Origin of the sequence: Aeromonas sp. 2HA2 (genome assembly GCF_029237345.1) — a bacterium.
In the GTDB taxonomy this organism is placed as follows: Bacteria; Pseudomonadota; Gammaproteobacteria; order Enterobacterales; family Aeromonadaceae; genus Aeromonas; species Aeromonas salmonicida.
Genome location: NZ_JAACGB010000002.1, coordinates 485,800 through 507,388, shown reverse-complemented (window position 1 = coordinate 507,388; position 21,589 = coordinate 485,800). Strand labels below are relative to the sequence as shown.

18 protein-coding genes are annotated in these 21,589 nt (G+C 62.0%); 13 read left to right on the top strand and 5 right to left on the bottom strand.

Going from position 1 to position 21,589, the window contains the following annotated elements; genetic code table 11:
- The first annotated feature begins 129 nt into the window (after positions 1 to 129).
- Complete coding sequence (locus GWQ29_RS05745; RefSeq protein ID WP_059112091.1) at positions 130 to 885, top strand: YciK family oxidoreductase; 756 nt, start codon at positions 130 to 132, stop codon at positions 883 to 885.
- 109 nt (positions 886 to 994) lie between these two features.
- Complete coding sequence (locus tag GWQ29_RS05740) at positions 995 to 1,879, top strand: LysR family transcriptional regulator (RefSeq protein WP_005312172.1); 885 nt, start codon at positions 995 to 997, stop codon at positions 1,877 to 1,879.
- 181 nt (positions 1,880 to 2,060) lie between these two features.
- On the opposite strand, the gene GWQ29_RS05735 is transcribed toward GWQ29_RS05740, so the two are convergent.
- Complete coding sequence (locus GWQ29_RS05735; RefSeq protein ID WP_005312169.1) at positions 2,061 to 3,233, bottom strand: MFS transporter; 1,173 nt, start codon at positions 3,231 to 3,233, stop codon at positions 2,061 to 2,063.
- Between the two features lie 161 nt (positions 3,234 to 3,394).
- On the opposite strand from GWQ29_RS05735, the gene GWQ29_RS05730 reads away from it, so the two are divergent.
- Both GWQ29_RS05730 and GWQ29_RS05725 read left to right on the top strand, forming a co-directional pair.
- A complete protein-coding gene (locus GWQ29_RS05730) occupies positions 3,395 to 4,534 on the top strand; it encodes a PatB family C-S lyase (RefSeq protein ID WP_275918949.1) in 1,140 nt (379 codons plus the stop codon).
- A gap of 177 nt (positions 4,535 to 4,711) precedes the next feature.
- On the top strand, positions 4,712 to 6,076 hold the full coding sequence (locus GWQ29_RS05725) for a TAXI family TRAP transporter solute-binding subunit (RefSeq protein WP_275918948.1): 1,365 nt from the start codon (positions 4,712 to 4,714) through the stop codon (positions 6,074 to 6,076).
- A 199-nt stretch (positions 6,077 to 6,275) separates the two neighbouring features.
- On the opposite strand, the gene GWQ29_RS05720 is transcribed toward GWQ29_RS05725, so the two are convergent.
- The gene (locus tag GWQ29_RS05720; RefSeq protein WP_058393458.1) at positions 6,276 to 7,196 is read right to left on the bottom strand and encodes a LysR family transcriptional regulator; all 921 of its coding nucleotides are present in this window, start codon (positions 7,194 to 7,196) and stop codon (positions 6,276 to 6,278) included.
- A 181-nt stretch (positions 7,197 to 7,377) separates the two neighbouring features.
- Here GWQ29_RS05720 and GWQ29_RS05715 point away from each other — a divergent pair, with 181 nt between their 5' ends.
- The 4 genes from GWQ29_RS05715 (at position 7,378) to GWQ29_RS05700 (ending at position 12,758) form a co-directional block, all read left to right on the top strand.
- Positions 7,378 to 8,634, top strand: a complete 1,257-nt coding sequence (locus tag GWQ29_RS05715) for an adenylosuccinate synthetase (protein ID WP_265452188.1) — start codon at positions 7,378 to 7,380, stop codon at positions 8,632 to 8,634.
- A gap of 235 nt (positions 8,635 to 8,869) precedes the next feature.
- A complete protein-coding gene (locus tag GWQ29_RS05710) occupies positions 8,870 to 9,406 on the top strand; it encodes a YbhB/YbcL family Raf kinase inhibitor-like protein (RefSeq protein WP_275918947.1) in 537 nt (178 codons plus the stop codon).
- 11 nt (positions 9,407 to 9,417) lie between these two features.
- Positions 9,418 to 10,221 carry an AraC family transcriptional regulator gene (locus tag GWQ29_RS05705; protein ID WP_275918946.1) on the top strand — a complete coding sequence of 268 codons (804 nt, stop codon included), beginning with the start codon at positions 9,418 to 9,420 and terminating at the stop codon, positions 10,219 to 10,221.
- A 425-nt stretch (positions 10,222 to 10,646) separates the two neighbouring features.
- Complete coding sequence (locus GWQ29_RS05700) at positions 10,647 to 12,758, top strand: alpha-amylase (RefSeq protein ID WP_275918945.1); 2,112 nt, start codon at positions 10,647 to 10,649, stop codon at positions 12,756 to 12,758.
- 81 nt (positions 12,759 to 12,839) lie between these two features.
- Here GWQ29_RS05700 and GWQ29_RS05695 read toward each other — a convergent pair whose 3' ends face one another.
- On the bottom strand, positions 12,840 to 13,466 hold the full coding sequence (locus GWQ29_RS05695; protein WP_059167917.1) for a glutathione S-transferase: 627 nt from the start codon (positions 13,464 to 13,466) through the stop codon (positions 12,840 to 12,842).
- 158 nt (positions 13,467 to 13,624) lie between these two features.
- Between GWQ29_RS05695 and GWQ29_RS05690 the strand changes: the two genes are divergently transcribed.
- From GWQ29_RS05690 to GWQ29_RS05675, 4 genes are all read left to right on the top strand, one after another.
- Positions 13,625 to 14,269, top strand: coding sequence for a response regulator transcription factor (locus tag GWQ29_RS05690; RefSeq protein WP_234593867.1), 645 nt, complete (start codon positions 13,625 to 13,627; stop codon positions 14,267 to 14,269).
- A gap of 87 nt (positions 14,270 to 14,356) precedes the next feature.
- A complete protein-coding gene (locus GWQ29_RS05685; protein ID WP_005312128.1) occupies positions 14,357 to 14,938 on the top strand; it encodes a TetR/AcrR family transcriptional regulator in 582 nt (193 codons plus the stop codon).
- Positions 14,939 to 15,008: 70 nt separating this feature from the next.
- Positions 15,009 to 15,878: an alpha/beta fold hydrolase gene (locus tag GWQ29_RS05680; protein ID WP_275918944.1), complete on the top strand. Its 870-nt coding sequence runs from the start codon at positions 15,009 to 15,011 to the stop codon at positions 15,876 to 15,878.
- A gap of 123 nt (positions 15,879 to 16,001) precedes the next feature.
- Positions 16,002 to 17,147 (top strand): patatin-like phospholipase family protein, encoded by a 1,146-nt coding sequence (locus GWQ29_RS05675; RefSeq protein WP_265461662.1) that lies wholly within the window; start codon positions 16,002 to 16,004, stop codon positions 17,145 to 17,147.
- Between the two features lie 31 nt (positions 17,148 to 17,178).
- Here GWQ29_RS05675 and GWQ29_RS05670 read toward each other — a convergent pair whose 3' ends face one another.
- On the bottom strand, positions 17,179 to 19,131 hold the full coding sequence (locus tag GWQ29_RS05670; RefSeq protein ID WP_275918943.1) for a monovalent cation:proton antiporter family protein: 1,953 nt from the start codon (positions 19,129 to 19,131) through the stop codon (positions 17,179 to 17,181).
- A gap of 101 nt (positions 19,132 to 19,232) precedes the next feature.
- Between GWQ29_RS05670 and GWQ29_RS05665 the strand changes: the two genes are divergently transcribed.
- Positions 19,233 to 20,153, top strand: coding sequence for a GGDEF domain-containing protein (locus GWQ29_RS05665; RefSeq protein WP_034523696.1), 921 nt, complete (start codon positions 19,233 to 19,235; stop codon positions 20,151 to 20,153).
- A gap of 60 nt (positions 20,154 to 20,213) precedes the next feature.
- Here GWQ29_RS05665 and tilS read toward each other — a convergent pair whose 3' ends face one another.
- A complete protein-coding gene (gene tilS / locus GWQ29_RS05660; RefSeq protein ID WP_275918942.1) occupies positions 20,214 to 21,584 on the bottom strand; it encodes a tRNA lysidine(34) synthetase TilS in 1,371 nt (456 codons plus the stop codon).
- Positions 21,585 to 21,589: the final 5 nt, after the last annotated feature.

The window sequence follows — 21,589 nt, the reverse complement described above, 5'->3', positions numbered from 1 at the left end:
GCCAATCACAACCCCTCTATTTTCTTCACATTTTTGCCGTCTCATACTGGTCAAATGCCGTGCGGGATCAGTACACTTGCCCCTCTATTGCCGCGCGCATCTGCCACGAATTTGTTAACAGGAGTTGTCATGCTCGATTATCAGGCACCCCGGGATCTGCTCAAGGACAAGGTCATTCTGGTCACAGGTGCCGGTGACGGCATAGGCCGCGAAGCGGCGATCACCTATGCAGCCCACGGCGCGACCGTGATCCTGCTCGGCCGCACCAGTGCCAAACTCGAGGCTGTTTATGACCAGATTGAGACCGCCGGTTATCCCCTTCCCGCCATAGTGCCGGTGGACCTGAAAGGAGCAACCGCCGCCCACTACCGCGGCATGGCCGAGACCTTCGCCCAGCAGTTTGGTCGCCTCGACGGCGTGCTGTTCAACGCGGGCCTGCTCGGCACCCTTTCTCCCTTCGAACATATTCAGGAGAAAGAGTGGGACGAGGTGATGCAGGTCAACGTGAAATCCGAATTCCTGCTGACCCAGGCGCTGCTGCCGCTGATCCGCCAGACCGCCAGGGAGCATGGTGAGGCCTCCATTGTCTACACCTCCTCCAGCGTGGGGCGCAAAGGCCGCGCCTACTGGGGCACCTACGCCATCTCCAAGTTCGCCATCGAAGGCATGATGGAAGTGCTGGCCGACGAACTGGAAAACACGGCTGTGCGAGTCAACACCCTCAACCCGGGCGGTACCCGCACCAAGATGCGCGCCAGCGCCTTCCCGGCGGAAGATCCCCAGCAGCTCAAGACGCCGGCCGACCTGATGCCGCTCTATCTCTACCTGATGGGACAGGACAGCCGTGGCAAAACCGGTCAGACCTTTGTGGCCCAGCCCAAATAAATCAACAAAATAACCGGAACCCTGCACCGCATGGGGTTAAATTCAATAGGGTGTCGTCGGCACCCTGTCGAAGGCCTTTATCAGATCCGATCCCTTATCAGGTTGAGATATGTTTCGTCCCAAGAGCACGTTTGAGCAATGGCGGATCTTTCAGGCCGTGGTGGACTGCGGCGGTTATGCCCAGGCCGCCGAGGCGCTGAACAAGAGCCAATCCTCTCTCAATCATGCGGTGGCCAAGCTGCAGCAGAGTCTGGGAGTCCCCCTGCTGGAAGTGAGGGGGCGCAAGGCGGTATTGACGCCGGCAGGGGAGATCTTCCTCAAGCGGGCCCGTCAGCTCAGCCAGCAGGTGGAAGAGCTGGAAAACCTGGCCAACAACCTGGAACGGCAGTGGGAGCCGCAGATCAATCTCTATGTTTCCGTGCTGCAACCGCGGGAGCGTCTCTATCGGGCACTGGCCAACTTCTATCCCCGCAGCCGGGGCTGCCGCGTCAATCTACACGAACGTATTCACTGCCACTTCAATGCATTGCAGGTGGGGGATCTCATGCTGTCCGAACACCTGCCCCAGGATCGCACCGGCCTGCCGCTGGACGAAGTATGCCTGCTGCCGCTCTGCTCGGCCGAACATCCCCTCGCCGCCCTGACGGGGGCCGTCTCCACTGAGGAGCTCGCCAGCCACAACCAGATAAGCTTGCATCCCCCCATCCACCGCTCGGTGGACTGGAACGATGCGGACGACACCGGCTGGAAGGCGACCCACTATCACGAAGCCATCGCCATGCTCAAACTCGGCCTTGGCTATGCCTGGTTGCCCCGCCATCTGGTGCAGGAGGAGCTGGGCAGCGGCGCCCTGGTACCACTGGATCTGGAGAGCGGCAACGAGCGCCACCTCTATACCTATCTGCTCACCCCGTCAGCCGATACCCTGGGTCCGGCCACCGAACTGCTGCTGCGCTGTCTTCGCAACGAATATCAGACCGATAACGACAAGTAACCTCGGTCAGCGACAGCGATACTGATATCTCAGCTCACGCCATCAACGGCCGATACCCTGGGTCCGGCCACCGAGCTGCTGCTGCGCAGTCTTCGCAACGAATATCAGACCGATAACGACAAATAAGCCCAAGCCGTCAGGCTGCCTGCGTCACCCATCGCCAACCGGTCACAGACCCGCCTCACACATTGGGTACCCGCCAGCAGGCGGCCAGTGCTGCCATCGCCAGTGCGGTCGCCACCATGAAGACACCGTGAAAGCTCCAGATCTCTGCCACGGTTCCCGCTATGGCCCCCGCCATGATGGAACCGGTGCGGATGCTGTTGGCAAACAGGGTAGTCGCCACCCCGGCGCGCCCCGGCATCAGATCCTGGAAGTAGGACATGCCGATCCCCGCGACTATACCGATGAAGATGGCGTTAAGCAGTTGCAGCGCTATGAGGGCTGGCTGGCTCGACAGGGTGACCAGCCCCACGTAGAAAAACACTCCGGCCAGCACAGCTACCAGCATCATGGGGCGCTTGCCAAAGCGCTGGGTGTAGTAGCCTGCCAGCAACATGAAGGGAATTTCCAGGGCCGCAGCCGTGCCCATCAACACACCCGCCAGTTTCTCCTCCAGCCCCAGCTCGCGGGTAATGTAAAGCGGCATGTTGATGAGATACATGCTGTTGCAAGTCCACATCAGGGTGGAGGCGATAAACAGTGCCCGCACCGACGGGTCCCGCCAGCTGCTGACCCGTTCCACCTCGTTATTTGGCGTGGGCAACGGCAGGGAGGGCAGCCAGCGCCACACCACCAGCGCGCAGACAAGGTAGGCAAAGGCGGAGGCGAGATACATCACCTCGAAGCCATAGCCGATGGCCAGCGCGAAGGCGATGGGGGGACCAATCACCCAGGCCAGGGAAAACTGGGCCCGCAGCACTGAGCTGAACATGTCCGCTCGCTTGTTGCGGCTGTCGGCATATTCACGGGCCAGGGCAAACAGCTGTGGGCTGGCAGTGGCCGCCAGACTGGCCAGCACGACCCCCAGGCTCACCAGCAGCCAGTAGTTGCGATTCCAGGCGAACAGCAGGGAGAGCACCACACCCGCGAAACAGCAGCGCAGTATCAGCTGCTTGCGATCCCCCTTGCTGTCGGAGCGGTGGCCGAGCCACTGGCTGATGAGGATGCCGACCACAGCGTTGACGGTGTAAAAGAGCCCGACCAGCAAGGGGCGCACCTGCACCTCTTCGGCCAGAAACAGGCTCAAGGTCGGTACCTGGAGCGCTACTGCAACCCCGGTCATAAAGGTCACGGCCAGAAAAGAGAGGGAGACGGGATCACGCCTCTGCAGGGCTGTGGTCAGCAAGCTCATAGGATTACCACTGGATTGGGGGATAAAAACTGGCCAAAATTCGGCAAGTGCATGAAATGGCGCCGCTTATTTTATGTCATTATCAAGAGTTACCTCAAGGCTTGCGACCCCGCGCCCGACCCCGTACATTGAAAGCCCACTGGCCAGTATAAGGATTTCACATGTTTGATTTTGACCGGGAAATAGATCGTCGCGACACCATGAGCCTGAAATGGGACAAGTACAAAGGCGAGGACGTGCTGCCCATGTGGGTTGCCGACACCGACTTTGTCTCGCCGCCCGCCGTCGTCGAGGCCCTCACCAAACGGGTCGCCCACGGTATCTTCGGTTACTCGCGCCCCTCTGCCCGGCTGATCGAACTCATCATGGCGCGTCTGGCCAGCCGCTACGGCTGGACCATACAGCCAGAGTGGCTCATCTTCCTGCCCGGCGTGGTACCGGGTCTGAACCTGGCGTGCAAGGCCTGGAGCCAGCAAGGCCGCGGCATCATCACCCCCAAGCCGGTTTACTACCCCTTCCTGCAAGCCCCCGGTTTCAACGACCGTCCCCTGCTCACAGTCCCCATGGTGGAAGAGGAGGGTCGCTGGGTGCTGGATCTGGAAGCGCTGGAACGTCAGGCCCCGTTTGGTGATCTGCTGCTGCTGTGCAACCCGCACAACCCGGGTGGGACAGTGTTTACCCGCGAGGAGCTCGAAGCCATCGATGCCATCGCCGAGCGCCACAATCTGGTGGTCTGCTCGGACGAGATCCATTGCGATCTGCTGCTGGACAAAAATGCCCGTCACATACCCTATGGCGCCGTCAGCCCGGAAGCCGCCGATCGCTGCGCCGTCATGATGGCACCGAGCAAGACCTTCAATATTGCGGGTCTGTGCTGCGCCTTCGCCGTGGTGCCCAACCCCCGCCTGCGCCTCAAGCTGCAACAGGCAATGCGCGGCATCAGCGCCGACGTCAACCTGCTGGGCTTTGTCGCGGCCGAAGCGGCCTACGAAGGGGGCGACCCCTGGCTTGCCGAACAGCTCGACTATCTGGCCGCCAATCTGGCGCTGATCGAGCAGGCGGTCGCCCGCTGGCCTGGCGTCACGCTGGCTCTCCATCAGGCGACCTACCTCGCCTGGATCGATGTCAGTGCGCTCGGGCTCGAGGATCCCATCGCCTTCTTCGAACAGGCGGGAGTGGGACTCTCCCCCGGCGCCCAGTTCGGCAATGGTCAGTTCGTGCGGCTCAACTTCGGTTGCACCAGGGCACGGCTGACCGAGGCACTGGCTCGGATGGAGAAAGCGATCCAGACTCGCATCTGACGGCAATAGCGTATATTTTTGCAGCTGCATGTCGGCGGCAACCAACTACGCTTGAGCGCAGTCGTTGCGGGCCACAATGGTTGACTCCATTGTGGCCCGCCGCTGAATAGACAACATGAGACGTCATACGGGATGGGCCAGGCCCATCCCTTTTATCAGCCATTGATCCGGTTCACTATGTACCCAAGCCCCTTGCACCACCTGCCTGCCCTGCTACGAATCACCCTGCCCTGGCTGGCTGCTGCCCTGGCACTGCCCCTGCACGCCACCACGCCCACCAATCTCACCATTGGCACAGGGGCGCTCAACGGCGTCTACTATCCGACCGGAGGCGCCATCTGCCGCTTGCTGAACGAAGAGAGTGCCAGCAAGGGGCTGCACTGTTCGGTGCAGAGCACGTCAGGTTCGCTGGCCAACTTGAAGGCGCTGGGCCAGGGCAAAATCCAGCTGGCACTGGTGCAATCGGATGTGGTTCATCATGCCGCCAAGGGCACAGGCCCCTTCGTGGGCCAGCCGCCCAACGACCGGCTTCGCAGCCTGTTCAGGCTCCATCAGGAGTCGCTGACCCTGCTTGCCAGCGCCACCAGCAGCATCACTACCCTGGCTGACATCGAAGGCAAGCGGGTCGATCTGGGCAACCCGGGCTCGGGGGAGCGCGTCACCAGCCAGGCTCTGCTCGATGCCATGGGTTGGCAGGCAAGCAGCTTTGCCCCCGTCATCCCGGCCGCAGTCAACAGTCGGCTGGAAGGGCTCTGCGATGGCACTCTGGACGCCGCTTTCGTGGTGGCGGGCCACCCCAATCAGGGCATAGGGGACCTGACCGGTCGCTGCAAGGCGCGTATCATCCCTATCGAAGGGGAGCAGATCGACCGCCTGCTCAAGCATCACCCTTACTATCAACACAGCCGGATCGGCGCCAACCTCTATCCCGGACAGCCCACCAGCGTCAGTACCTTCGCCGTTACCGCCGAGTTGATCGCACTGGACAACCTGCCCGAAGCCGAGGTGCGCACAGTGCGGGACGTGCTGACCGCGCGGCTCAAACAATTTACCCGATTGCACCCGGCACTGACGCCCCTCACCCAGGACTCCATGCTGGCCGCGGCAGACGTACCGCGCCATCCGGGCATGGAAGACGCCGCCCTGCCACTGCCGTCACTGACACCTGAATCCCTCACTGCCTCTGCGACAGAAGTGTCGGCGGCAACCCCCGCAATGGAAGCCGCCTCGGCTGCGCACGCCAGCAGCGAGGTGACAGCCCCCCCGGTAGGCACATCCGCCCCGGTGGCAACCCAGCCCGTCGCGGTACCGCCCACCTCGGCCGCCATGGCGACTCAACCCGGAGTGGCAGCTCCCCCGTCGGCGGCAACGACAACGCAAGCAACCGTGACTATGCCCGCCTCGGCGGCAGTCTCTCCTGCAGCGGTTGCCACTGGGGCGACAAGCGACACAAAAGGGGGCTCGCCAAGCGCGACCGGTGCAACGAACGACGCGAGCCAGCCCTTGCCCGCCGCGCCCTCGGCGAGCATCCCCAGCCAGTGATCCCGGGGATGCCCAAGGCAAAGAGGCCACCCATACGGGTGGCCTCTTTTTTGTATCGTTTTATATCCCTTGGCCCGGCACACACCGCGAGAATAAAGACGATAGATATACCGGTTATTTCAGCCCTTTAACCTTGCCTGTTATCGGTTGTGATCGCGGCCGGACAAGCGACAACTCCCCCGGCCTATCCGAAACCGGCTCAGCGCTCAGCCGTGGGCTGCGGGGGATGGTAGGCATCCGGCCTCTGTATCTCCTCCTCCACCCAGTGCAGCAGCTGCTTGATGGCCCGTGACAACACCTGATTCTGACGCACCACGTATCCTAAGCTGGTGCCGGGAAAGTCGGTCAATCTGGTCACGGGGGCGGTGAGCTTGAGGCGCGGATGGAGCGAGAAGTCCGGCACTATGGCCACTCCGAATCCCGCCTCGGCCCAGTCGAGCTGGGCATCCACGCTGCCCACTTCCATGATGCGACAAGTAGGCAAACCGAGCAGAGGCAAGGAAGGGTCTATCAGCGCCCGGGTACGGGTGTCGTGACCAAGCAGGATCAGGGTCGGCTCATCGAGGGGATCGCTCTCTCCCGCCTTCGCCCGCGCTTGCCAGCGGGCCAAGCCGTGTCCCAGCGCGCACCAGGTCACTTGCTGCAACTCTGTGTAGAACAGGGGTTCGCTGCGCTTTTGCGCCATCACGAAGCCAAGGTCCGCCTTGCCAGCCTTGACCAGCTCGGCCGCCTGATCCGACGTGGTATTGAACAAGGTGAGGTCGATGCCGGGAAACTCCTGCTTGAAACGCTGGAACGGCTGGATCAGCAGCAAGCGGGAAATGATGTCGCTGGCAGCGATGGCGAGCGTGCCCTGACTCAGCTGATTGAGGGCATTGAGGTCGGATTGACACAACAGCAACTCATTGATGGCGCGCTCGGCGCTTTGCAACAGGCGCTCCCCCGCCTGGGTCAGCCGGAACGGGCTGCGTTCAATCAGCTTGACCCGGGTAGCCTGCTCCAGATTCTTGAGGTGCAGGCTGACATTGGGCTGGGTCATGTGCAGTTCGGTGGCGGTGTGGCCGAAGTGCTGCAACCGTGCCAGGGTGACGAAGGTTTGTAGCCAGTGAATATCCAGCATGGGGATCCTTTTGTTTTCCACCTATGCGCACCTTATGCCGGCCAGTGCAGCAGCACAGGTGTCTTGCCGATAACGCTGTTGTAATTATATGGTTCTCTTATCGGAATTATAAAGATAATTAATTTTTCTAATCCGCCTTAGCCTCCTAGGATGAACGCCTAACGTCTTAGGAGAAAGAGTCATGTCGTCTATCGTAGTCGTAGGTGCTAACTGGGGTGATGAAGGCAAAGGCCGCATCGTCGATTATCTGGCAGGTCAATCCGCCGCCAGCATCCGTTTTCAGGGCGGCAACAACGCCGGCCACACCGTCGTCAACGACCTGGGCACCTTCAAGCTGCACCAGTTGCCGAGCGGCGTATTCAACCCGGAGTGCCTGGTTGTCCTCGGCCCTGGCATGGTCATCAGCCCGGAGCCGTTGACCAAAGAGCTGGCTGAAGTGAAAGCCGCCGGCGTGACCCCTAAACTGGCTATCTCTGATCGCGCTACCTTCTGCCTGCCGATCCATGCGCTGGAAGATACCCTGGAAGAAGTCCGTCTGGGTGATGGTGCCTATGGCTCCACCCGTCAGGGCATTGCACCGGCTTACGGTGATCGGGTCATGAAAAAAGCGATCCTGGTCGGCTGGCTGAAACAGCCTGAAGTGCTGGTCGAGCGCATCCAGTTCTTCCTCGACTGGAAACTGCCGCAGCTCAAGGCCCTCTACCCGAGCTTCGAGTTCAGCCAGACCGCCCAGGAAATGGCCGACTGGCTGCTGGAAGTGTCCGCTCCCTGGATCGACGCAGTCTGCAACGTCAGCGAGCCGCTCAAGGCCATCCAGGCCCAGAATGGCACCCTGCTGTTTGAAGCCCAGCTGGGCGCCGGCCGTGACCTCATCTACGGCGAATACCCCTGGGTAACGTCTTCCCACGTTTCCGGCGCTTACGCCGGCATCGGTGGCGGCCTGCCGGCCCTGCGCCCCGAGCGCGTGATTGCCGTGGCCAAGGCGTTCAGTACCTCTGTCGGTACCGGCACCCTGATCACCGCCATGGAGAACCAGGAAGAGTTCCGCAAGTTCGCCAACGAGTTCGGTGCCACCACTGGCCGTCCCCGTGACATCGGCTACTTCGACGCCGTTGCCACCAAGCAGGGTCTGGAGATCCAGGCCGCCAACGAGATCGCCCTGACCAAGCTGGACTGCCTCTCCGGCATGCCGGATCTGAAGATCTGCGTGGCCTACGAAGGTGCCAACACCGAGAACCCGATCTGGCCACAAACTGCCGGTCTGAAGCCGGTGTACGAGTCCATGGAAGCCTGGAGCGAAGACATCTCCCACATCCGCAAGTTTGAAGACTTGCCCAAGGCTGCCCAGCACTACGTGCTGCGTATCGAAGCCCTGCTGGGTGTGCCGGTCCCCATGGTCTCCGTCGGCCCAGGCCGCGAGCAGATGATACTGCGCTAAGCCGCCTGCTCTCCTGTCAGCACAATGTCAAAACCGGCCTCCATGAGGCCGGTTTTTTATGACCGCCACACCACCAGCCGCCCACTCCCTTGCCACCTCACCGTACCAATTTTCTTCCTTAAAGATGCAGTTCAGCTCAAATTAGCCACCTGAAATCTGATATTGAGCCTTGATGTTGCACCAGGCTGACCCTCTTTCGCTAGACTGATCCCCTCATCCATAAAGGAGCACCACAATGAAATTACCCCTGCGTTCCGCCCTGCTCTCCCTGCTGTGCGTGGCGGCCCTGCCCGCCTCTGCCATGACCTTGAAGAGCACGGACATCCAGGAAGGTCAGCTGATGGACAAGGCGTTCAGCTTCAACGGCTTCGGCTGCAAGGGGGAGAACCGATCTCCCCAGCTGAGCTGGCAGGACCTGCCGGCCGGCACCAGGAGCGTCGCCATCACGGCCTATGATCCCGATGCCCCCACCGGCAGCGGCTGGTGGCACTGGCTGGTGGTGAACCTGCCCGCCAATCAGATCGAGCTGGCCAGCAACGCCTCCGGCAAACTCAAACAAGGGCTGGAGCTCGGAACCGACTTCGGCAGCCAGGGCTACGGCGGCCCCTGCCCGCCCGCCGGGCATGGCATGCACCGCTACCAGTTCACCGCCTGGGCTTTGCCTCAGGCTCTCGAGGTCAAGGCAGATACTCCGCCTGCCATGGTAGGCTACATGCTCAATGCCATGGCGCTGGGCAAAGCCACCCTGACCGCCACCTTCGTCACCCCCTAGGAGCCCGCCGGATGAGCCCCCCCTTGCTGCAACTGCATCACTATTTCGGGATCCGCGAGCAGCCCCTGCACAGGGTGCTCATCTATGCGCCGACCCTCATCTGGGTACAGCAGGGCCACAAGCTGCTGTGGTGGCAAGACAGGCGCCTGTCGTTTGACAAGGGGAGCTGGCTGCTGATCCCGGCAGGCCACCAGCTCACCTTCGTCAATCAGCCCGAACAGGGCAAGTTCAGCTCCCATGCCCTGACCCTGCTGGCCCCGCCCCCCGCCGAATGGCTGAGCAGCGCCCCGCCCACCCCGCAGAGGGAGCCGCGCCTTGAGGTGAACCCGGCGCTGGCGTTCTGCTTCGAGCTGGTCTGCTCCATGGCCAGCCGCACGCTGAGCCAGGCCACCCAGATCCAGCTGCTGCACGGCTTCTATGCCGAGCTGCACGCCGCCCATGCACTCGACCTGCTGTTTCCCGCCAGCACAATGACACTCGGGGAGCGGCTGGCCCGCTACCTCGGCGTGGAGCCAGGCGCCGACCATACACTCGAGACCCTGGCCCCACACTTTGCCATGAGCCGCGCCTCCCTGGTGCGCAAGCTGGCCGCCGAGGGGCGCAGCTTTCGCCAGTTGCTGACCCAGGTGCGCATGAGCCACGCTCTCAACCTGTTGCAACAGGGCCTCACTCCGCTGGAGGTGGCCCTCGCCTGCGGTTATGACTCTCCCAGCCGTTTCGCCGCCCGCTTCAAGCAAGAATTCGGCCTGACCCCATATCAATATCTGCGCACCTGTCCCTCTGTTAACGCACAGCGCATGGTGAATAGTGACTAAGACAGCCTCTGGCATATCGCGCAAAGTGGTCACATCCGCCAACTGTGACTGACCCGTACTGTAATACCCGCTGACCGATACAGTTAGCGGGGTCCGCCGCGTCGGGTTAGAGCCGTGCCATTTTTCCGGGAAAAGAAGCGGGCCCAGTACAAGCACCGAAGCTATGCCTTGGGGTTGCTCAGTCGTGAGCAAATGCCCTGTGAATGTCGCGACTCGGGCGGCGGCCTCTTAACGTCAGGGCGGCCTTCTCTGGACAAGCGCGATCGGATGCTTGCCGTCATCACACTTTACCTGGCTTGAAAACGTAACCATTTGAACTGAGCTCACAGATCGGCGTTTTGCCTGTCCAAGCCCGCCACTATGCCACCTAGAATGAGCCCCATTGACGGAATCTGGTCCGGTTACCCTTGCTCAAGGAATGGCTTATGCGTCGCTCTCCTCGCTTCTCTCCCCTCTGGCTCGCCCTGCTGGCCGGCCCCCTGTGTTCAGGCCTGGTGCTGGCCTCCCCCGAGGTACATCTCTATGTGGATGGCAAACCTGTGGCCGAGGCGCTGACGCTGGACAAGGGCACCGTCAGCCTGACCCACAAGCTGGACAAGGGCAGCCACCAGATCCGCATCGGCGATGCCGGCAACAGTTGCGGCACCAGCTTCGGTCCGACCGAGGCCAAGCCGCTCCCCTTCGGCACCGCCCAACCCATGGACAAATGCGCCAAGGGGACAAGTTTCACCCTGCGGGTGATGCTGGCCGGGGACTACGAGTTTACCTTCAATCCCGATACCCCCAGCCTCAAGGTGCTGCGGGCCACCAGGAAGAGCGAGTTCAAGCGCCAGCCCCCGGCAGAGCCCTGTATCGCCTGGGATGGCGGCCCTGTGACGGTGTCGCTGAAGGGAGTCTGGCCTGACGGCACCCGGCTGCGGGATGCCTACTCAAAGCAGGAGGCCGTGATCAAACAGGGCAAGCTGACCCTGACCCCGAGCAAGGAGAGCGGCAGCCTGCTGCTGCTCGAACCGGTCAAGGCAGCCAAGCAAGCACCTTTCAGCTGGGATCAGGCGAGCGTCTATTTCTTGCTGACCGATCGCTTCCACAATGGCGACCCGGCCAACGATCACAGCTTCGGCCGCCAGAAGGATGGTCAGGACGAGGTCGCCACCTGGCACGGCGGCGATTTCAAGGGGCTGACCGAGAAGCTCGACTACATCAAGAGCCTCGGCATGAACGCCATCTGGATCACTCCCATGGTGGAGCAGGTACACGGCTTCATCGGTGGCGGCGAGCAGGGCAACTTCCCCTTCTACGCCTACCACGGCTACTGGGCACTGGATTTCACCAAGATCGATCCCAACTATGGCGACGAGGAGAGCCTGAAGACCCTGGTGGACGAGGCCCACAAGCGCGGCATGCGGATCATCCTCGATGTGGTGATGAACCACGCCGGTTACGCCACCCTGGCGGACCTGCAGGATCTGGGGCTCACCGATCTGACCCAGAACACTGGCAAACTGCCGGCCACCTGGAACCAGTGGCGCCCGAGTGGCGGCCTCAACTGGCATGGCTACAACCAGTTTATCGACTACCAATCACCAGACTGGAACAAGTGGTGGAGCGGTGACTGGGTGCGGGCTGGCCTGCCCGGCTACCCGCAACCGGGCACAGACGACGTCACCGGTTCGGTGGCGGGGCTGCCGGACTTCCTCACCGAGTCCACCAAGCCGGTGGGCTTGCCACCGCTGCTGGCAGTGAAGAAAAACACCAGAGCCAAGGCGCTCCCCAATGCAAGCGTCAGCGACTACCTGATCGCCTGGCACACCGACTGGGTGCGCCGCTTCGGCATCGACGGCTTTCGCGCCGACACCGTCAAGCACTTGGAACCCGCCGTGTGGGCCAAGCTCAAGCAGGCGGGCACGGCGGCACTCAAGGAGTGGAAGGCAACCAACCCGGACAAGGCGCTCGATGATCTCCCCTTCTACATGGTTGGCGAGGTGTGGGATCACGGGGTAGCCAAGGATTTCTGGTACCAGAATGGCTTCGATTCCCTGATCAACTTCGACTATCAGCGGGAGTTCGCCCTGCCCCAGGCCCAGTGCATGGCGGGCGCCGAGCCCACCTATGCCAGCTACGCCAGCCGCATCAATCAGGATCCCGAGTTCAACGTGCTGAGCTACATCAGCTCCCACGACACCAAGCTGTTCTTTGGCGACTATCAGGACGTGCCGCTACAACGCAGAGTTGCCAACAGCTTCATGCTGTTGCCGGGGGGCATCCAGCTCTACTACGGGGACGAGTCCGGCCGGGGTCTGGCCAAGGATGGCGGCGTGTTCGATCAGAGTGTTCGCTCGGACATGAACTGGCAGGAGATCGGGAGCGGTGAGAAGGCCGAGCTGGTCAAGCACTGGCAGCGACTCGGCCAGTTCCGCGCCGCCCATCCGGCCATAGCCGCTGGCAGCCACAAGAAGCTGTCGGATGCTCCCTACAGCTTCGTGCGGGAGAAGGGGGAGGACAAGGTGGTGGTGGTGTTTGCCGGTCGGCAGCCATAGACAGTACCACGCATCAGCAGAGAGGGGAGCCAATGGCTCCCCTCTTCAATGTCAGTCGCCGACCCGTTCAACAGGGCCGTCTTACGCCGGCTGACGGGCAGCCACAGGCCACTGCAACCGTACCTTGACCAGCAGAGCCTGCCACAAAGGCCAGGCCAGCAAGGCCTGCTGATAGACACCGGCCTGACCGGGCAACTGGATGCCATAGCTGGCAAGCCGATAGGCCATCACCCCATAGAAGGCATCTATGATGCCCTCTTCACCGAAATAGAATGGCCCCCTCGCCTGGGACCAGATGGTCTGCAGGCGAGCCAGCTCGCCGATGGCCTCCACCGGCGGCTCGCTGCGGGTCGGCGCCCCCAGAAAGAAGGGCAGCTGACTGCGGATCTGGCCAAAGCCCGAGTGCATTTCCGCGCACAGACTGCGGGCCAGCGCCCGCTCGGCCCGGGAAGCGGGATAGAGCTGGCGGTCTGGGCAGAGCTCGTACAGGTATTCGGCAATGGCCAGCGAGTCGTGTACCCGCACGCCATCGTGATCCAGCCAGGGCACCAGGCCGGCAGGCGCCAACCGCTTGAGCCGCGCCAACGCCTTGGCATCTTCCAGATCAAACACCTGCTCCTGCCACTCCAGCCCGCTCATGGCGAGCACCAGTGCCGCCCGCATTGCCCAGGTGGAGCCCGTGCCCACCGTCAATACCAAGGATCCCATCTCTTGCCTCCTGCATGGGTTGCTCGTGACCATCCCATCTGCCCCAATGGCACGACATCCGACGGTCGCTTCACATTTGCACGCCTGCGGGTTTGACCCCCCAGGAGAGCGATGCTAGTTTGATTTTCCAAAACAATCAGTTAGCAACAATGTGAGCAATGGACAGCCAATTTACCATCGTCATCGCAGATGACCACCCCCTGTTTCGGGGCGCACTCTATCAAGCTGTGCACATGGCCATCAAGGATGCCCAGCTGCTGGAGGCCGACTCCATCAACAGCCTGACCAGCCTGCTGGGGGAACACCCTGAGGTAGACCTGTTGCTGCTCGATCTCAAGATGCCCGGTGCCAACGGCTTCTCCGGCCTCGCCCACCTGCGCGGCCAGTACCCCGACCTGCCCATTGTCGTGGTCTCCGCCTCGGAAGATGCCGCCATCATCCAGCAGGTACTGCGGCTCGGCGCGCTGGGTTTCATCCCCAAGTCGGTCCCCATGAAGGAGCTGGTCAACGCCCTCAATACAGTGATCGGGGGAGATAACTGGGTACCAGCCGGCATATCCCTGCATCCCGAATCCGAAGACGGTCCCGATTTCGCCAGCAAGCTCGCCAGCCTCACCCCCCAGCAGTACAAGGTGCTGGTGATGTTGCGCGATGGCAGCCTGAACAAGCAGATCGCCTGGGAGCTCAATGTCTCCGAAGCCACCATCAAGGCCCATATCACGGCTGTTTTTCGCAAACTCGGCGTCAAGAACCGCACCCAGGCGGTCATCGCCTTGCAGCAGATGGATATCAAGGAGGATTGAGTCTGATCTGTGGCCTCTCCTGCCAGTTTCTCCCTCGACAATTAGCACGATCGTACTTTATGCTGCAGGGCCAACGAGGAGAGTGTGATGAGCAAGGGCCGTCTGACCCGCGACAACATTTTGCAGACTGCGTTTGAGCAGGCGAGCCAGCAAGGGCTGGAGAGCCTGACCATAGGCTCGCTGGCCTGTGCGTGCGAGATGTCCAAGAGCGGTCTCTTTGCCCACTTTCAATCCCGCGACAACCTGCAGATCGCCGTACTGGAACACGCTGCCGAAGTGTTCCGGGAGCGGGTGATCCAGCCCGTGCGCCAGCAGCAACACCAGAGCCAGCGCGAAAAACTTGTCGCCCTGCTCCAGGCCTGGCTGGCCTGGAATCAGTGTTTCGCCGGTCGCTGCATGTTCCTCGATGCCTGGACCTCGGCTCAGGAGGGTGACGTGCAACAGGCGGCGCGCCAGCTGGTGCGTTTCTGGCTCGACTACCTGGCCCGCCAGGTGGTGCAGGGTCAGGCGCAGGGGGAGTGGCGCCAGGATCTGGAACCCTGGCGCGCCGTCTATCGGCTGTACGGCCTCTATCTGGCAGATCAGGTGTTCAATGCGCTGGACTTGTGTCAGGATCCCGCACGCCACTTCTGGCCCGAAGTGGATGATCTGCTGACCAGCTGGCAATGATTTCTCGAATGACTTTTTAAAAACCCACAAAAAAGCACGACCGTTCGCATACAAAACAGACAGGACCATCATGAGCAGCAAGATCTACTTCAACACCCGCCGCTTCAGCCCGAGCAAATGGCTGCTGGGGCTTGGCACCCGGTTGCACCACAGACTCGCCCCGGCCCACGCCAGACGCACCGCCAGCAAGCTGTTGCTCACCCCCCAGCGCAACCATCGGGACGCGGCGGCGCCTGCGGGCCTGGTGAAGCAAGCAGTGCACACCAGCGAGGGGATATTGATGAGCTATCGGCTCGGCCAAGGGCCGGTCTGGCTGTTGATGCACGGCTGGTCCGGCAGTGCCAGCCAGTTTTATCCGCTGATGAGCCATATTGCCGCCCAGGGCTTCACCGCCATCGCCTATGACCATCCGGCCCATGGCCATAGCGCCGGTCATACCGGTCACCTGCCCCGCTTCGTGCGCGCCTTTGACGAGCTGGTGGCCGAACAGGTCGCCAAATTCGGTCCCCTCAGTGGCGTCATCGCCCACAGTATGGGAGGTGCCGTCACCCTCTCCAGTCGCCAACAAGCCCTCGACCAGTTGCCGCTGCTGCTTGTGTCGCCCGTGCTCGACTATGTGCCCCAGCTCTACGGCATGGTGGCCCGCTCCGGCTATTCCATCCGCCTGTTCGATGCGGTAGTGGAAGAGATTGAGCGGGAGTACCAGCACCCCCTCAGCACGGTCGACCCTCTGGGGCGTCTCGCCAGCCGCAGCGGCGCCGCCATCATAGTGCACGACGAGGAAGACAGGTTTGCCCCCTACGGCGACTCCCAACGAGCAACCCTGGATGGCCGTACCCGACTGGTCAGCACCCGTGGGTTGGGTCACGGCCGAATCCTTGCCAGTGCCCCCCTCTTTGCCGCCTTCGATAACCTGGCAGGCTCCCATTCACCGGTATAGCCGCAGTTGAAACCAGCCTGCTGAAAAAATGGTACACAGACCTGTTTTTATATTCGATACAGCGCCTTATAGTTAAATTGCTCGGTGGCAACACCTTCAGTGGCAACCATAAGGCGCAGTATCATGGCCAGACCCAACACAGCTCTTCTCTTGACCGGTGGCGGTGCTCGCGCGGCCTATCAGGTCGGTGCCCTCAAGGCCATCGCCGAGTTTTATCCTCGCAATCTCGGCATTCCGTTTCCCATACTGTGTGGCACCTCGGCCGGTGCCATCAATGTCACGGCGCTGGCCTGCTATGCCTCCTGTTTTCACCTGGGGGTACGCAAGCTGGAGTGGGTCTGGCGCCGCTTCGAAACCCACCATATCTTCGACTTTCACCCCGGCAGATTGCTGTGGCGGCTGTTGTATGAAGGCTCTGCCGGGCTTATCAATCCTCACACCAATCACGCCTTTCACCTGTTTGACAACGCCCCCCTGCGCCGCCTGCTGGATCAGCTCATCGACTATCACCGCATCGACGACAACATCCTCTATGGCAGCCTGGAGGCGCTGGCCATCACAGCGTCGGACTATGATGACGGTCTCTCAACCACCTTTTTTCAGGGACGGGCCGACCATCTGCCGTGGGAGCGAGCCAGACGGCGCGGGGTGCGCACCCTGCTCACCTCGGATCACCTGCTGGCCTCCTCGGCGTTGCCGTTTGTCTTTCCGGCGACCCATATTGGCGACAAGTTTTACGGCGATGGTTCCATTCACCAGTTGAGCCCATTAAGCCCAGCCATCCATCTGGGGGCGGAGCGGATCCTGCTGATTGCGCTGGATCCACCTGCCCACTCGGCCCCCACCTTTCGCCATGGCCACCTGACCAGCTCCAACATCGCGAGCCACCTGCTCGATACCGTCTTTACCGATACCCTGAATTCGGATCTGGAGCGGCTATGGCGTATCAATCAGACCCTGGATCTCATACCCGAGCGGGAGCGCAGACGCCTGAAACTCAAACGGGTGGAGACCTGCGTGCTGAAACCGAGCCAGGATCTCGACACCATAGCGCTGGCCTATCTGCGCAAACTGCCTGTACACCTGCGCCGCCTGTTGCGGGTGCTGGGAGTGTCGGGGGACGAGACCAGCAGCCTGGCCAGCTTTCTGATGTTCTATCCCGGCTACTGCCAGCAACTGATCAAGCTGGGTTACCGGGACACCCTCAACGAGCGGGCGCGGGTCGAACAGTTTCTGGGGATTGAAGACGTGATGCGGGGGGAGGCGTAAATCAGCTGGTCGGCCTTGTGCAGCGCAAGGCCTAACGCCCCTCCAGCAACTTTTGTTCCGCCTGCTCCATCGCTACCGCATTGCCAAACAGCACCAGCCTGTCCCCTGCCGCCAGCCGCAATTCGGGCCTGGGCTCCAGGCTCTGTTCACCGCGTTGCACCTCTTTTATTCGCACAGCGTCAAGCGCCAGCGCCTGGACCGTCTGCCCCACGGCCCAGGCCTGATCGTGCAGCAGCACGGGATGCAGACGCTCGAGCAACTGATCCGTCTCCAGATTGCTGGCACTCTGGTCCCCCCAGTAGAAGCCGTGCAAAAAGCGATACTGGCTGCTGCGTTCCAGCTCCATGCGCCGGATCACCCGGCCGATAGGGATGTCGCAATTGAGCAATAGATGAGAAACCAGCATCAGGGCCCCTTCCTGGGATTCCGGGATCACCTCATGCGCCCCTGCCTGCTTGAAGGCCTCCAGAAAGCTGTCGTCCCGGGTCCGTACCAGTACCCTGACCTGCCCCGCCAGCTCCTTTATCAGCGCCAGCATGGCCTCGACCCGCTTGCGATCGTCGAAGGTGATGATCACCAGGCGAGCCCGCAGCAGACCGGCGGCCAGCAGGATATCGCGCCGGCTGGCATCGCCAAATGCCACCTGCTCCCCAGCCGTCTTGGCTTCGCCCACCCGCTCGGGATCGAGATCCAGCGCGAGGAAGGGAATGTCTTCCAGCTTGAGAAAACGGGCGCATGTCTGCCCGGCACGGCCAAAACCGGCGATGATGACGTGTTGATGTTTGCTCAGCCCCGACTGCGCCACCTCGGAGCGGGTAAGCAGGGCCGAGTCGGTGAGCGAGCGCGCCAGACCGTGCGCCTTTTGCACCAGCCAGGGGGTCATGGCGATGGAGATCACCCCTATGCCGATGAGCAGGGAGACCAGCTGATGGTCGAGCAGCGCATGGTGGTTGGCCAGCGCCAGCAAGACGAAGCCAAATTCGCCGACCTGGCTCAGCATGATCCCCGCCGCCATGGCATCCCGCTTGCGCTCTCCCATCAGGCGGCCCGCCAGCAGTACCAGCAGGGATTTGATCAAGATGAGGCCAAATACGCAGAGGATCACCTGCCACCAGGCCAGCGCCACCAGTTGCCAATCCATGGTCATGCCGATGGTGATGAAGAAGAGTCCCATCAACACATCCCGAAACGGCCTTATGTCCACCTCCAGCTGATGGCGATAGTGGGACTCGCCCAGCATCATGCCCGCCAGGAAAGCCCCAAGCGCCATCGACAACCCCAGCGAATGGGTCATGAACGCCGCCAGCAAGGCCACCAGCAGGGCACTGAGTACGAAAAGTTCATCGGAGCGGGCCCGTGCCACCTCGTGAAACAGCAGGGGCAGCAGCCACTTGCCGACGGCAAGCAGGCTGAACAGGGCAAACAGGCCTTTGAGGGTGGCCCAGGCGATCTCCGCCAGCAGGGCACTGCCCTGGATCTCGGGTCTGGCCAGTATGGGTATCATCACCAGCAGCGGCACCACCGCCAGATCCTGAAACAGCAGCACGCTGACCCCGAGTTGAGCACGGCGGGTATGCAGCTGTTTTTGCTCTCCCAACTGCTTGATCACCACGGCGGTGGAAGAGAGCGCCAGGGTGCCCGACACCACCAGCGCCTGGGGCAGGCTCAGCCCCCACCACCAGCCAAGCCAGAAGAACAGCAGGGAGGTGAACAGCACTTGCAGACCACCGACCCCCACGACCAGCATCCGCATGGCGATCAGACGCGGCAACGAGAACTCCAGCCCCAGTGAGAACATCAGAAAGACGATGCCAAGCTCGGCGATGGTCTGCATGTTCGCCTGCTCGGAGAGAACGGCGGCGCCATGGGGGCCCAGCAGAACCCCGGCGACCAGGTAAGCGAGGATCACCGGCTGGCCGAGGCGCCGGAAAATCGCCACCAGCAAGACGGCGGCAAACAGCAGGATCAACACATCTGCGTACAAATTTTCCCTCCCTTTTTATCCACTTAAGCCTAGTCAGCCGCCCTTGCTCACATTGAACATATTTTAGGCACAGGGATTGCAGGGAAGTGGCAGGTAGTAGGATGTATGAGGGCTGTACCGTGGAAAACACATCGTCATTGAATGGTTTGGGGCATGGCATCGAGTTGTGGGTTCGGCAGATGGAGCGGCTCACGCCGCTGGCAAGTCAGGATCGCAACCAGTTGCTCGAGCTGTTGCTGGCACAGTCGGATCTCGACAGCCTGCTGGCAACCTTTGCCGATCGTGCGGCAAGAGTTGTCCGTATACATAGCCTCTATTTTGACAACCCCCAGCCACAGAGGCTGATCCAGCAGCCGCCCCAGGCCAGCCTGACGCTCCACAGCTACCCGTTTGAACTACGCGGCCAGCACGGTCAGCTGTTCGGCCAGTTGCACTACACCCTGGAACACATACTGAGCGGCAGCCAGCAGCGGATCCTGCAGCAGTACCATCAGCTGCTCTGCCAGCCGCTGCCACTCTACCTGCGGCTGGCGCAGCTGGAGCAGCAAGTACGGCTCGATCACCTGACTGGGCTTGGCAACCGCTCCTATTTCGACGAGGCCATAGGTCGCGCCGTGGAGCAGCACAGCCGGGAATCCCACGGTCTGGTGCTGGTGCTGCTGGATCTCGATCACTTCAAGCAGATCAACGACACTTGGGGGCACCCGGTCGGCGATCTGGTGTTGAGCCGCTTTGCCCATCTGCTCCAGAGCTGTATCCGCAGCACGGATCAGGCCTTTCGCCTCGGTGGCGACGAGTTTGCCCTCTTGCTGCAACCCGCCGAGCCCGAGGCCTGGCGCCCTGTCTGGCTGCGGCTGCAACACATGCTGCTGACCCACAAGGAACTCAGCACCTTCTCGGTCGGTTGCAGTCTGGGGGCGGCCAGCTGGCAATCTGGGGTCGCAGTCCAGAGCCTGTATGAGGCGGCCGATGCTCACCTCTATGCCCGCAAGAAAGCCGGTAAAGCGGGTCTGCTGGACTGAGTACCACAGCGCCAGGATCGTAAAAAGGCCCGCCAGGCTAGCTGCATGGCGGGCCTGAGCTCACTGCGGGATGCCGCTGTCGGCCGCTGGCAGCCACTGCCATCCTATCCCCGCTTCTTGCGTCATAAATCCGTCACAGATAAAGAGTCCGGCTACTGCCGCCACCTGCTCGCCATAGTAGAGAATGGGAATACGGCCCCGCAGCCAGGAAGGTACCCCATACTCTTGCAGCAGCTTCTTGAAACGGCGGCTGCCGCTGCGCCCCACAGGTTTGAGCATGACACCGGGCGTCACCTGAAAACGCACTGACAAAGGCTCCCCCATCCCTGGCAACCTCAGCCCCTCCCCGTCCGGCGTGGCCGACACTTGCACCCGCCCCAGCCCATCGGGCAGGACCACTGACTCGCCGATAGTGACGGCCAGTTGTTCGTGACGGGGCGTCAACCCGGGCCGAACCAGATGCAGCCGCCCCTGAAAACGGCGGCAATCGAGGTTTTTCAGGCTGAACTGAGGGTTGGCATCCTCCCGCGCCAGCGCCACCTCCTGCCACAGCAGAGCGAGCTGATCCCGGGAGGGCATCTCGCCCCCTAGGCGGCGGATCCAGTAACGCAGCAAGTTGTTGCGCCGGGTGGGCGACAGGGTGAGCAGGGGCACAATCTGCAGCGATGAAGCCGGTAACGATGAAACGTGCAGCGCCTCCCCTCCACAGGCCAGCTGCCAGTCTTCTTCGGCCAGCTCCTCCAATAACGCCTCCTGCTCGGCGCACAGTGCCATGCTGCGGGCGGCGGTACGAGCCATGGCTGGCCAGCGCGCCTTGAGCTGGGGGATCAACTGCTGACGCAGAAAATTGCGGTCATAGCTCACGTCCTGATTGCTCTCATCCTCCACCCAGCCGAAGGGGAGGGTCGCCGCCGCCTCGGCCAATTCGGCGCGACTGAACTCAAGCAGGGGGCGCAACAAGAGGCCACCGGCAAAGGGCTGGCTCGGCAAGATCCCCGCCAGACCGCGCAGACCGGCACCTCGCTTGAGGGCCAGCAGCAAGGTCTCCAGCTGATCGTCCTGATGATGGGCGGTGAGCAGCCACTCCCCTTTTTCCTGTCTGGCGGCCAGCCGCTGATAACGGGCATCCCGCGCCTGTGCCTCCAGACTCTCGCCATTGCCACGCACCAGCTGCACCCGCTCCACCATGAGCGGCACCGCCAGTTGCTGACACACGGCTTCGCAGTGGGCGACCCACTCATCGGCGTGGGGGCTGAGGCCGTGGTGGACGTGCAGGGCGCGCAGCGCAAGCCCATGCTCGCGGGCAAACTGCGCCGCCAACGCCAGCAACACTGTGGAATCGAGCCCGCCACTGAAGGCTACCAACAAGCCCCGGGAACCTTCCGGCTCTGGCAGGGTCTGACAAAAACGAGAATAAATACGAGAAATCATAGGCT

Excerpts from the sequence above, each read along its gene's own strand:
- GWQ29_RS05745 (WP_059112091.1), top strand. The coding sequence starts at position 130 with ATGCTCGATTATCAGGCACCCCGGGATCTGCTCAAGGACAAGGTCATT.
- GWQ29_RS05740 (WP_005312172.1), top strand. The coding sequence starts at position 995 with ATGTTTCGTCCCAAGAGCACGTTTGAGCAATGGCGGATCTTTCAGGCC.
- GWQ29_RS05735 (WP_005312169.1), bottom strand. The coding sequence starts at position 3,233 with ATGAGCTTGCTGACCACAGCCCTGCAGAGGCGTGATCCCGTCTCCCTC.
- GWQ29_RS05730 (WP_275918949.1), top strand. The coding sequence starts at position 3,395 with ATGTTTGATTTTGACCGGGAAATAGATCGTCGCGACACCATGAGCCTG.
- GWQ29_RS05725 (WP_275918948.1), top strand. The coding sequence starts at position 4,712 with ATGTACCCAAGCCCCTTGCACCACCTGCCTGCCCTGCTACGAATCACC.
- GWQ29_RS05720 (WP_058393458.1), bottom strand. The coding sequence starts at position 7,196 with ATGCTGGATATTCACTGGCTACAAACCTTCGTCACCCTGGCACGGTTG.
- GWQ29_RS05715 (WP_265452188.1), top strand. The coding sequence starts at position 7,378 with ATGTCGTCTATCGTAGTCGTAGGTGCTAACTGGGGTGATGAAGGCAAA.
- GWQ29_RS05710 (WP_275918947.1), top strand. The coding sequence starts at position 8,870 with ATGAAATTACCCCTGCGTTCCGCCCTGCTCTCCCTGCTGTGCGTGGCG.
- GWQ29_RS05705 (WP_275918946.1), top strand. The coding sequence starts at position 9,418 with ATGAGCCCCCCCTTGCTGCAACTGCATCACTATTTCGGGATCCGCGAG.
- GWQ29_RS05700 (WP_275918945.1), top strand. The coding sequence starts at position 10,647 with ATGCGTCGCTCTCCTCGCTTCTCTCCCCTCTGGCTCGCCCTGCTGGCC.
- GWQ29_RS05695 (WP_059167917.1), bottom strand. The coding sequence starts at position 13,466 with ATGGGATCCTTGGTATTGACGGTGGGCACGGGCTCCACCTGGGCAATG.
- GWQ29_RS05690 (WP_234593867.1), top strand. The coding sequence starts at position 13,625 with ATGGACAGCCAATTTACCATCGTCATCGCAGATGACCACCCCCTGTTT.
- GWQ29_RS05685 (WP_005312128.1), top strand. The coding sequence starts at position 14,357 with ATGAGCAAGGGCCGTCTGACCCGCGACAACATTTTGCAGACTGCGTTT.
- GWQ29_RS05680 (WP_275918944.1), top strand. The coding sequence starts at position 15,009 with ATGAGCAGCAAGATCTACTTCAACACCCGCCGCTTCAGCCCGAGCAAA.
- GWQ29_RS05675 (WP_265461662.1), top strand. The coding sequence starts at position 16,002 with ATGGCCAGACCCAACACAGCTCTTCTCTTGACCGGTGGCGGTGCTCGC.
- GWQ29_RS05665 (WP_034523696.1), top strand. The coding sequence starts at position 19,233 with ATGTATGAGGGCTGTACCGTGGAAAACACATCGTCATTGAATGGTTTG.
- tilS (WP_275918942.1), bottom strand. The coding sequence starts at position 21,584 with ATGATTTCTCGTATTTATTCTCGTTTTTGTCAGACCCTGCCAGAGCCG.